Source organism: Amycolatopsis sp. NPDC047767, from assembly GCF_040704195.1.
In the GTDB taxonomy this organism is placed as follows: Bacteria; Actinomycetota; Actinomycetes; order Mycobacteriales; family Pseudonocardiaceae; genus Amycolatopsis.
In genome coordinates this window covers 106,233-116,916 of the sequence record NZ_JBEYSJ010000028.1, presented here as the reverse complement: position 1 = coordinate 116,916, position 10,684 = coordinate 106,233, and the positions used below count along the sequence as shown (strand labels likewise).

Annotated in this window: 13 protein-coding genes and 1 pseudogene; 7 read left to right on the top strand and 7 right to left on the bottom strand. The window is 66.3% G+C overall.

All coding sequences use genetic code 11. From position 1 onward, the window contains the following. Both AB0878_RS36900 and AB0878_RS36895 read right to left on the bottom strand, forming a co-directional pair. On the bottom strand, window positions 1–503 hold a 503-nt coding region (locus tag AB0878_RS36900), incomplete at its 3' end, for an FAD-dependent oxidoreductase (RefSeq protein WP_366585320.1). A 624-nt stretch (window positions 504–1,127) separates the two neighbouring features. After that, on the bottom strand, window positions 1,128–1,301 hold the full coding sequence (locus AB0878_RS36895) for a hypothetical protein (RefSeq protein ID WP_366585299.1): 174 nt from the start codon (window positions 1,299–1,301) through the stop codon (window positions 1,128–1,130). 459 nt (window positions 1,302–1,760) lie between these two features. On the opposite strand from AB0878_RS36895, the gene AB0878_RS36890 reads away from it, so the two are divergent. After that, complete coding sequence (locus tag AB0878_RS36890) at window positions 1,761–2,822, top strand: methyltransferase domain-containing protein (RefSeq protein ID WP_366585297.1); 1,062 nt, start codon at window positions 1,761–1,763, stop codon at window positions 2,820–2,822. 210 nt (window positions 2,823–3,032) lie between these two features. Here AB0878_RS36890 and AB0878_RS36885 read toward each other — a convergent pair. Next, window positions 3,033–4,228: pseudogene (locus AB0878_RS36885) on the bottom strand (IS701 family transposase). Between the two features lie 478 nt (window positions 4,229–4,706). Between AB0878_RS36885 and AB0878_RS36880 the strand changes: the two are divergent. Then, a complete protein-coding gene (locus AB0878_RS36880) occupies window positions 4,707–4,934 on the top strand; it encodes a hypothetical protein (protein WP_366585295.1) in 228 nt (75 codons plus the stop codon). Window positions 4,935–5,185: 251 nt separating this feature from the next. Here the strand turns inward: AB0878_RS36880 and AB0878_RS36875 are convergent, their stop codons facing one another. Further along, a complete protein-coding gene (locus AB0878_RS36875; protein ID WP_366585293.1) occupies window positions 5,186–5,323 on the bottom strand; it encodes a hypothetical protein in 138 nt (45 codons plus the stop codon). A 534-nt stretch (window positions 5,324–5,857) separates the two neighbouring features. Continuing rightward, window positions 5,858–6,475 (bottom strand): hypothetical protein, encoded by a 618-nt coding sequence (locus AB0878_RS36870; protein ID WP_366585291.1) that lies wholly within the window; start codon window positions 6,473–6,475, stop codon window positions 5,858–5,860. A gap of 469 nt (window positions 6,476–6,944) precedes the next feature. Here AB0878_RS36870 and AB0878_RS36865 point away from each other — a divergent pair, with 469 nt between their 5' ends. From AB0878_RS36865 to AB0878_RS36855, 3 genes are all read left to right on the top strand, one after another. Then, a complete protein-coding gene (locus tag AB0878_RS36865; protein WP_366585289.1) occupies window positions 6,945–7,139 on the top strand; it encodes a hypothetical protein in 195 nt (64 codons plus the stop codon). Between the two features lie 142 nt (window positions 7,140–7,281). Further along, on the top strand, window positions 7,282–7,425 hold the full coding sequence (locus tag AB0878_RS36860) for a hypothetical protein (RefSeq protein ID WP_366585287.1): 144 nt from the start codon (window positions 7,282–7,284) through the stop codon (window positions 7,423–7,425). A gap of 147 nt (window positions 7,426–7,572) precedes the next feature. Further along, window positions 7,573–7,734 (top strand): hypothetical protein, encoded by a 162-nt coding sequence (locus AB0878_RS36855; RefSeq protein ID WP_366585285.1) that lies wholly within the window; start codon window positions 7,573–7,575, stop codon window positions 7,732–7,734. A gap of 63 nt (window positions 7,735–7,797) precedes the next feature. On the opposite strand, the gene AB0878_RS36850 is transcribed toward AB0878_RS36855, so the two are convergent. After that, window positions 7,798–7,983: a hypothetical protein gene (locus tag AB0878_RS36850; protein WP_366585283.1), complete on the bottom strand. Its 186-nt coding sequence runs from the start codon at window positions 7,981–7,983 to the stop codon at window positions 7,798–7,800. 33 nt (window positions 7,984–8,016) lie between these two features. Here AB0878_RS36850 and AB0878_RS36845 point away from each other — a divergent pair, with 33 nt between their 5' ends. Further along, entirely contained in the window at window positions 8,017–8,229 is a 213-nt protein-coding gene (locus AB0878_RS36845; RefSeq protein ID WP_366585281.1) for a hypothetical protein, read from the top strand. A 100-nt stretch (window positions 8,230–8,329) separates the two neighbouring features. Further along, entirely contained in the window at window positions 8,330–9,295 is a 966-nt protein-coding gene (locus AB0878_RS36840; protein WP_366585279.1) for a hypothetical protein, read from the top strand. Between the two features lie 344 nt (window positions 9,296–9,639). On the opposite strand, the gene AB0878_RS36835 is transcribed toward AB0878_RS36840, so the two are convergent. Further along, the gene (locus AB0878_RS36835) at window positions 9,640–10,515 is read right to left on the bottom strand and encodes a VCBS repeat-containing protein (RefSeq protein ID WP_366585277.1); all 876 of its coding nucleotides are present in this window, start codon (window positions 10,513–10,515) and stop codon (window positions 9,640–9,642) included. Between the last annotated feature and the right edge of the window lie 169 nt (window positions 10,516–10,684).

Below are 10,684 nucleotides of genomic sequence, written 5' to 3'. Positions count from 1 at the left end.
CCGTCCGCGGTCACCACCTCGAGCGAGAGCACGTGGTCGGCGGCGTAGCCGTGCGAGCGGCCGAGGGTCGGGCTGAGGCCGCCGCCCAGGGTGTAACCGGAGACTCCCACCGTGGGGTTGGACCCGTTGAGCGGGGCCAACCCGGCCTTCGCCGCCTCCGCGACGACCTCGGCCCACAACGCCCCGGCACCGACCCGGGCCTTGTGGCCGGCGGTGTCGATCACCACCTCGTTCATCAGATGCGTCGAGATGACAACAGCACCGGAGGCCGTGCCGACCATCTGGTGGCCGGTGGTCTTCACCAGAACCGGCCGATGCCGGTCCGCCGCGAACGCGACCGCGGCCTGGACATCGGCCGTATTCTGCGCCACCACGATCACCGCGGGCACCAGCCCGTGGTTCAGGTTGAAAACGGCGCGTTCATCGTCGTATCCCACATCACCCGGCAGCAGAACCGAACCCGCCACCACGGCGGCCAGGGCCGCGGCATCCTCAGGCAGCACCGGCGGCAAAGAAGAATCGTCGAAAGTCATAATATGCGCCCTATCAACAAGTGTGAATACAGTGCAACCGAGAAACCGAATGATTCCTCCGCATGGCCGTGCAAAGTGACCGGGCGAAGCCCGAAAAACGACAACGGAGACCCGAACTCACATCCCCAAGGGGGACTGCATGGCACCAACAAAACTAACAAGGTTGCACCGACCGTAGTGACGATGACCTGCGTGAGCATCGTCACTGGACCAAGTGGGCACTTTCCCCGCCCGTGAGCACTTGGACGCCGTAGCCGTGTCCGAGTGGCCTGGTACACCGGCTACCCCTGTCCGGATCTGAGGGATTCTCGTCCGGATCGAAAGTGGCGCCCCGCGCCCAGGTGGGCTAACGGGGCCGTGGTGAACAATTTTTTGTTTGCCCACCGTTTACCGGGACCTTCAAAAAACCGACATACCCTACCTTTTTGTTTGATCTGGATATTAATTGTCCAGGTTATGGATCTTGTCGACAAGGTCACACCGCTCGGGATCGGTCCGCTGACGCTCAGGACATCGAGCGCCCGACGGCGCGGTGTAACAGCTGACGCCCGACGTCGCTGTTCGGATCCGCGCTCAGGGCCGAACACGGGTGCGTCAGAGCCGTCTCGTGGTGAACAGGGTGATCCCGTAGACCGCGTCCACTTCCCTCCACTCGGTCTCAGTGAACCCAACTTTGGCCGGCACACGGCGAGAAGCGGCGTTCCGCACCCAGACCGTGGCCCACAAACGTTCGCACCCGGACGATCTCGCCCGGTCCAGAAGCGCCAACGAGGCTTCGGTCGCATATCCCTGACACCGGAGCAGCTCGAACGCCAGCTCCGGTTCCCCTTCCGCTGTCGATCAGCCCGCAGTAGCCGATGACGTCACGTGCGGCCTTCCGCTCGAGCGCTGGATCGCTAGTGTGGCGTAGGTCGCGTCATGTCGGTGAACCTCCGGGAAGAGCAATTCGTATCACTAGTGGTCACGTCTTCAAGGTCACGTGAGGACCGGCATGTCACGCACTGCTCGTACTTGCCACTACTATCCGGGAGAGAGGGACGTCGGTGCGTTTCCCGTCGGACTTTGATGACACCTTCGGCCACCGTTGCACCAATCATTGAGAAACAGACAAATCTTCCTTGTCGGAAATCCGGCACGAGTAGAATCAGGTCCCGGAGCTTTCCGGATCCCGCACGAAGGGGACGAATGACAAAGCCAATCAAGAACACAGCCGTCGATCAAGCTCGGATGGATGAGTTGCTTGGCCAGGTAACCAGGGACGCGGCAGGGGCGGTGACGTTGCCCTTGGCGTTGGTGGGCGACCGGCTTGGATTGTTCTCCGCGCTAGCCTCCGGGGAGCCGGTCACCGCCGGGGAACTTGCCGAGCGGACCGGGATGGTGGAGCGATACCTTCGCGAGTGGCTGCTGGCGATGGCCGCCGCGGGCTATGTCACCTATACGGATGGTGGTTCCGGCCCGGAAGCCAAGCGGACCGCCCGCTATCGGCTCTCTCCCGAGCAGGCTGATGCGTTTACCAACCCCGATAGCCCCGGATATGTCGCGGGCATGTTCCAGAGCATGACCGCAGGCGCCCGCGTCGTCGACCGGCTTACTGAGGTTTTCCGGACCGGCGAGGGAATCTCCTGGCATCAACAGCATGACGACATGTTTGAGGGCACGGAGCGATTCTTCCGCCCCGGCTACGTGGCCAACCTGGCCAGCTTGTGGATTCCGTCGTTGTCCGGGGTTGAGGAGCGGCTCGTGCGGGGTGCCCGGGTGGCTGATGTCGGCTGCGGGTTTGGCGCGTCGACGATCATCATGGCGGAGGCGTATCCGAACTCGACGTTCGTCGGGGTCGATTTCCATGCGCCGTCGATCGCGAAGGCCGGTGAACGGGCGGCCGCGGCCGGGGTGGCCGACCGAATAACGTTCCGGAACGTGGGGTCGGCCGACCTGGAGGGCAGTTACGACTTCATCGCCTTTTTCGACTGTCTGCACGACATGCCGGACCCGGTTTCGGCGTTGCGGGCGGCACTCGCCGCGTTGGCGCCTGAGGGCCGGGTCATGTTGGTCGAGCCGATGAGCTGGGACACGGTCGAGGAAACCATCAGCAGCCCGACGGGGCGAGTGATGGCCGGTGCCTCGCTGCTGGTCTGTTTGCCCAGCGGGCTGGCCGGTTCACCGGCGTACGGGCTGGGTAATCAGGCGGGGCCCACGCGCATCTTGAGGCTGGCCACGGAGGCCGGGTTCAGCGACGCTCGGATCGCGGCGTCCAACGAACATAACGCGGTTTACGAGCTGACTCCGTGAGTCCGGAGCGCGGCGGAGTTCACGAGCCGGCTCCGCCGCCCCGGGCCGCTCGTCCGGCAGCCGGCCATCGACGGCGGCGCTAGTACTCCAACCGCACTTCGTGATGTGTAGTGCGTCTTCGCTGGTAGTGGGCTTGCTGGGCTCGGTGCTGGTGGCGTCGGCGCCAGTGTGACCAGGCCCAGGTCGCGTGGCGGTCGAGCGGGGTGGTGATCAGGTGTGCCAGGAGACGCTTGACCTCGCCCAGCGTGACTGGGATGAGGCCGCTGCCAGGGCTGTTGGGGCGATCGCCGCGGTCACGGCCAGGGAGGTGTGAGCGAGCATGGCCAGGGTGACATGTCGGTACCAGGCGCCGTAGCGGCGAACCTGGTAGTGGTCGAGGCCGACGTCGGTCTTCGCGGTCTGGAAGCAGTCCTCGATCGCCCACCGTGCCCGGCCACCCGAATCACATCCTCATCGGCGTTCCCGGTGGGGCACAACACAAGTAGTAAGCGATCTCGTGCTGTGCCTTGCTGTTGCGGGTCAGTGAGCGACGGGCGAGCAACCAGCGCTCCCAGCCGGGCGGGGTGGTGTCGGAATAGGTCGGCAACTCGGCGACGGCCCAGTCGAACATCCGTGGCCCCTTGGCGCCGTCGCCGCAGCTTCGGCGTTTCCACGCATCACTGGGTGCGTGGGCGACGAGCGCGTCGGCGCGGGACGTGCCGGCCACCGCGGTGATGGTCTGACTGCTGGGCACGGCCACGACATAGCCGATCCGCTGGTCCTCCAGCCATCGTCGGAATTTCGAGTCGGCGCCGCAGGCTTCGTCGGCAGTGACCCACGTCGCGGGCACACCGGCGTCCAGGGCACGGGCGAGCATCTGTTGCGCGAGCACGGGCTTGGTCGCGAACTCGACCTCATCGGGCACCGCCACCTCGCGGCGGCGTTCCCGATCGGCGATCCAGGATTTCGGCAGGTACAGCTCACGGTCGATCAAGGTGCGGCCTTTGCTGGTGGCGTAAGCGCAAAACACTCCGAGCTGGCAGTTCTCGATCCGCCCGGCAGTGCCGGAATACTGACGCTGCACACCAGCGGATTTGGTGCCCTCCTCCAGGAATCCGGTCTCCTCCACGATCAGCACACCGTCATGCTCGCCCAGGTGCCCGACCGCATAGTCGCGGACATCATCGCGGACGCCGTCGGCTTCCCAGGTCGCCGCGTTGAGCAAGCGTTGCATCCCGTCCGGGGTGAGGTCACCGGCGGGCCTCAACCAACGTCCAGCCGTTCTTGCCAGCCAGCGGCGCAAGCAAACCACGCACGTAGGCACGAGCCCTGCGTCGAGGTTCAGCCCAATGGAACCGTCCCGCGACCTGTGCAAACAGGTCATCCAGCCCGGACACCCAGGCCGCCAGATCATCATAGTTCAGCACAAGATCAGCAAGCTACAGGCAAGAACCACGAAGTGCGGCTGGAGTACTAGCCGTGCAGGCCGGCCACCTGACCGCCAGCGTCCACATGCCCCGCTCCCGGGGCTTGCCATAACCGGATCATCGCCGCGGCAACCGTGCTCCAACAACCGTCACGCGGCTCGCCTTCAACCGAACACCGCGATCGCCGCGCGGGACGGCTGAAGCTAGCCGTCCCAGCCGTCCCGCGGTGATCGTTCCCCCAGCTCAGGGGATCGCATTTCGGATAAAGCGGATCTTCGTGATCCAGAAGTCGAACTCTTCCCGGCTACCTGGCCCGAAGCAGTTTTGGCGGGGCCGGGGGTTTGGTCGGTAGGGCAACGCTGCTTCCCTGCTTTCTCAGCAGGCGACAAACGCGCCGGATCTTCCCCGTCGCTGTGCCAAGATCAACACAGACTCGCCCGATGACACTTCGAGCGCGTGCGAAAATAGGAGAACAGACGTGAAACTCAGCAGCAAAGCCCTCGCTACGGGACTGGTCGCCGGTGCGCTGGTCCTCGGTGGGAACGCGATCGCCTCGGCCTCGACGGTGATCGCGAGCTACGACAACCCGAGCGCGTGCCAAGCCGCGCTGGCGATTTACGAGACCGTGCACCCGGGCGCTTCGCTCTCTTGTGAGCAGGTCACGATCAGTGGTGGCGCACTCCGCTGGTGGCTCGTGCAGAACTAGTCGTGTCATTCTCGAGATAAGTGCGCCGCGGGCAAACCGCGGCGCACTTATCGCCAACAACATGTGATCCCTGAACCGCGTCAAGGGAGTTGAACCTGACGAGCGGCAGGGCTCCCGTCTCCCGAAGCTGAGCAGGGCTTGCTTGCGGGAGCACCGTCGACGTCGGGGCGGCTCGGCGGCCACAACGTAGGTCGGCCAGCGTTGGCGCCCGACGAGGCCCAGCAGCGCGCCGTCGGGAATCGGTGCGAGCCCTAGCCGCGCGCCGGCGGGTCCGTTGGCCCAGCGGCGGAAAGCGTCGTATCTCGTGTGGAAGACCATGTTCGGAACAGCGGGCCGTCGCTGGCGATGCGCTCGGCCACGGCGACCGCGGTGTCGACCTGCTCGGTCACGACCCACTCGTCCCCGGTTCCGCCGACGGGCTGCCCCTTGATCACGGTCCCGGCCGGCTTGTACCGGCGCATCCCGGGAAAGGGTTCCTCCGGCGGCAGACGGCATCCGGGCCGCAGCTCGATCAGTACCGGTGGAGGGGTGTTACTCCGAGTGTGCGCTATTCCTTGGCAGGCGTCGCTAGTGGCCGGGGTTGGGTCACGATTTGTGTCGTTCGTGCTGGGCCGTGCCTCTCGGGGTGAACGAGAACCCAGCTATGAAGGTCGTGCCGCCGCAGCGGGTCGCCAGTAGTTGCGGCTCGTCATGATCAGGCGGCCAGCCAGTACCCGGGTCTTGTGCGGTCCCGTTCCAGAGGTGAAAGAAGTGCCCCGATGTCCTCGCGCCAGAGTTGCTCCAAGCCATCGACGAACGCCAGGGCGTCGAAGTAAAGCCGGAGCGCGATTTCGCCACCGAACATGCCAGGTCGGCGGAGGGCTGAGTTCGTCTGCTGGAGTAGGTAGTTGCGGACATCGCCGCTTGTTCGGCTTGTTGCTGCGTCACTGGTCACGGCTTGCTTTCAGGTGCGGTGCCGGGCGTCGTCGTTGTTCCTGGGTGTCACCCGAGGAACGGTGGCCACCCTGTTCAGGGAGCTCCTCGCCGTAGCTGGCGAGCAGCCAGCCGGTGGGCGTTCGGCGCGCGAGGAGAGGCCACCCACGTAGTTCGTGCTCGGCTGGGCGGACCTTGATCTCCTGGCCGTTGACGACCCGGATTTCGTGCGGGCTGTTGTCGTAGTCGATCAGCACGATGCGCTCATGGTCGATGTCGACGGGACGCTGCAGCGTGCCGACGCCGAGCCGACCTCCCTGGCGGCGCTCGTCGAAGCTGCCAAGGAGAGCAGCGGCGTAGTCGTCCCAGATCGGGTTGCTGGTGTTGATCGAGGCCAGGTCGGCGGCCACCGCGTCCCGCTCGGCGTTGGATAGCCCGATGTCCCCGAGGCTGTGGAGGAAAAGCTGCACGGTGGCCAGCCGAAGCTCCGGTGTGGCGACCTGCATGGCCAAGGTCCAGTCGCGGTGGTTGAGCACGACGTCAGCCCATGCCGCGACGAACTCGCCGGCCGAACCATCGCTCAGGGCTGCCGCCATTTCTTCGGGCGACTGGTCATCTTCGGAACTCATCGGGCAAGTGTGCAGCACCGGACCGACAGAATCGCCCGCTCCGCGCGGCGGCGCCCACACCACGCTCGCCGGCGCTCCCCGAGTCTCCGCATAGCGAAGCCCACCGTCCTCAGTCTCTGGCCGGAGCGTGACGGTGGGCTTCCCTTCGAACCTCGGAGCAACGCCGCCGCCCGCGAGACAGCGAAGAAGCCGGCGTCACCGTGCCGCCCGAGTCGCTGCGCTTCCTCGGCACCTGGGACACCCCCGGCCGCGATCCCCGCGGCCCGTACTCGACCGACGCCTACTTCGCCGAGCTCACCACCATGCCACGCCCGATGGCCGGCGACGACGCCGCCGCGGCCGAATGGGTCACCCGCTCCCCGAAGCCCTCGAGGAACTGCTCGCCTTCGACCACAACGCCATCGTCGCCACCGCCGACCACCGCTGACCAGCACCACCCACCACCGCAACCTGGAAGGACATCACCGCCATGGCCCACGCCACCATCCCCGACCCGACCGACCTGTACGACCTCGACATCGAGCTGGGCAACGCCCTGGCCGACGGCGACGAGCAGGCTGTTCGCGCCCTGGCGCCGAAGTTCCGGGCGCACCGGTTGAACCAGCTCGCCGACCTGCTCGCCACCGCCGACCTCGACCGCATCCGCTCCTACCTCCGGAGCTAACCCGTCCGGCTCATTCCCGCAGCCACACCCGCACAACCCGTCCACACAGAACACGCCGCTCGAAAGGAAACCGCTGATCATAAACCTGCTCGACGCGATCCGCCTGGCCATCAAGGACACCAAGGAGACCACCGACCCCTCGATGAGTGACCACGAGGCGATCACCTGCGCTCGCCAGGACATCACCCCCGACGACCTGGCCGACTACGACGACCAGCGACTCGCCGAGGCCTACCGCACGGTGCTCGCCGCCGACCAGCCCGCCATCGACGCCGCGGTCCGGTAGTCACCGAGACGAATCGCGACCGGGGCCAACTCCGGTATCCGCGGCCTGGCCCCGGTCGCACCGCACTGATCGAAAACGACCGCGCGTGCCACCTTCGGCACAGCCACCACGCTCGCGTACGAGCGCACGACCCGAAAGGGACCCAGCATGGAATACCCCTACGTCGCCAACCCCGCCCCGAACCGCCAGGGCAAGGACTACGGCGTCTACAACCTCGACGAACACCAGTTCGTCCAGACCGGCCTGACCCCCGACGAGGCCCAGCAGCACGCCGACGAACGCAACGAAGCCGCCCGTAAACACGCCTGAGCACGTTGGCCCGATCGCCGAAGCCGTCACGGCCGTGACGGCATCTCGACCGACCGCCACACCTCACCGTTGAACCACCGCCCAGGGCCGAAAACCTGCCGGTGCGCCGTTGCCGACGGCCCACCGGACGGTGAGCATCGTCGCCTCGCCCAGAGCCTGCCAGCGGTGCGCCTGGCCCGGTCCGAACACGACATAGTCGCCGAGGTCGCGCAGCACCACGCTCTCGTCGTCGATCTCGATGCCGGTCACCTCGACGAGCCAAGCCAGGACTTCCATCCGCTGGTGCGGTTCCAAGCTGAGCGCCAGCGGCTGTTCGAGAGCGGCGCGCTGGTCGTCGCCGATGACGCCCGGCTCGAATTACCGCGCGTGATCGAACTGTGCCAGCGCAACCGGGACATCGTCCGCCGGCACCGTTTGAACACGCCGCCACCGAAGCGCTCGGCAAAAGACCGCCCGCGTATCGGCTCCGTCGACCTCGACAAGCTCGACGATTGACTAGGCGCGGGGCGTCGAGCCGGGTGGTCGACGTTCCATCGCGCCGAAACTGCACCCAGCCGGCCTGTGCTGTCGGTCGAGCTGTTTACCCGTTATCGCCATGACGGATGCCGAAGCCAGAAGACCCGACCCGCGTGCGCCGTGGCTGACTCTCGACGAGCGCGACGCGGGTAGGGAGCCCGAATCCGAGATCTACGAAGGCGTGCCGCCGCACTTAGTCCACGACCTCGAAGCCTGGGTGAGCGACACGCTGGCGGAAGACGGTGTGGGTGACCTGCCGCGCCTCCTCCTGAACTCGTTCCGCGTTTCTTGGGATGTGCCGGGACGGATGACAATTCGACACCACGCCGTTGTGCGCTCGATCATTCGCGGTGAGACCGACTGGGCCCGCTCGCCACGGCCTCTGGAGCCGCTGAGCGTCCTCGACGCGCTGATCGCGCTGCACCCCCACTGGGACAACACCAGGGAACTCTTGGGCTACACGACATACCGGGCAGCCTGGGGCAAGAGGCTCGGCAAGCTGCAGGAGTTGCTGCGCGACACCGGATCCGCCTGGCACGTCGATTTTGATCTTCGTGGTCTGTACCGGCGTGTGGATCCGACCGCAACACAGGCTTGGCGGCATGCGCGAGCCGCTGCCGAAGACGGGGGCCGAAGCGTCGCCGCGAAAAATCTCGAAGAAGCGTGGCGCCTGTGTTACGGCCAGCACCCTGACCCGTCGGCGAGCTACTCCGCCGCGGTCAAGGCGGTGGAAGCAGTCGCCGTCCCGGTGATCGCGCCGGGAACCTCGAAGACCGTGCACGCGGCCGCGCGAGACCTGCGAGGAAAGCTCCCGGGCTGGGAGTTCGTCCTCGTCCATGACAAGTCGTTGCCATCCGGCTCCGGTACGGCCGACGTCGTCTCGGCGATGCTCGACCGACTTCTGCATGGTGAAACCAATCGCCACACATCGAGCGACCATAACCGTCCAAGCACCCAAGCCGAAGCTGAGACCGCCGTGCACCTCGCAGTCACGCTCGTCCAGTGGTTCCTCGCCGGCGCGTTGACGAGAAAGGTTGCCCCCTGATCCCTGCACTACGGAGCTGCCGACGAGCCGCGAACCGGGGAGACCGGACTGCTCCCACTCTGAGTGGTGTGTCAGGGCGACGGCTCGGCACCCAGTCGACGACGGGGACCCAGCGGCGTTTGCGGCCCTTGCCGTTGATCCACAGCGCGACTTTCCCCGATGAACCCGAGCTCGACGGCGCGCTGGCATAGCGCGCCGTCGAGCGGCCAGGTCGCGCAGCTGCGCGGGTCGCTGGCAACCCAGCGTTCGCCTCGTCCTGCTCAGCCGTGGCCTTCTCCTTCCTCGGCGGTGTCGTCGAGAAAGGCCGAGAGGCATCGGCGCTTGACCTGCAGGGCTGGTCGGTCCTACTGCGAGCGCAACACCCAGATGTCGGTGTCGTTCACCGCGACGAGGTCGGTATCGCCGTCGCCGTCCACATCGGCCGTGAGGGTGTCTCTCGTGCCGGAGAACGAGCCCGCGTACCACACTTCGGGCGCGGAATAGCTCGTACCGGTGGAGCGCATGACCTGCACGTCGGTGTCGTTGACGGCGATGAGGTCGGCCTTGCCGTCGGCGTCGATGTCCCCGGTGAAGGTTTTCTTGGTGCTGTGGAACGGCGTGGTCGACCACTGCTGCGGCGGGGTGGCGTGCCAGCGGGTCTCCGTGGTGGCGGGCACCACGCGCGTGCCGTCCGAGTCGACGAGGATGAAATCGGCCAGGCCATCACCGGTCGCATCCGCCGCCAGTGTCGCCTTCTCGCCGCGGAGGTTGTCCGGGCCCCACGCTGTCAACGGCAGGCAAGTAGTGCCGTTCGACCGGGCCGCCAGTGCCGGCACTCCCGTAAACAGGCCGATCACGTCTGTGTCCCCGTCGCCCTCCAGGTCCACCGCGAGGTTCCCTTGGTCGCCGAAGATGGTGTTGTCCAGCCACTGCGCGCCCGACGAGAACCGGTCTTTGCCCTGGGAGTCGATGAACGACCTTGCCACCCAGACGCCGCTCCTGTGCGTGTTCCCAACCACGTCCTTGTTGACCATGATGATGTCCGCGCGGCCGTCGTTGTCCGCATCACCGATGAAGTTCGCGTCGCCGGTGGGAACGGGCGACGAAAACGCGTCGCACCAGGGTTGCAGCCACTGGAAGCCTGCCCCGGTCGACCGCGACACCCAGCACTGGCCGCTGTAGTAGGTGAGGACGTCGTCCTTGCCATCGCCGTCGAAGTCCCCGGCTCCCATGACCTTCATCCCCGGAGGGAACGGTTGGCCGGTCGCCCACTGTTCCGGTACGCCGGACGCCTCCGCCGGCGTGGTGAGGGTCAAGGACAACAGACCGGCGACACCGGCCATCACAAGTGCTCGAGCTCGCATCACGTCCCCTTCGTGTCGGCTTTGCCGTATTCAGGTCGCGTGAGCA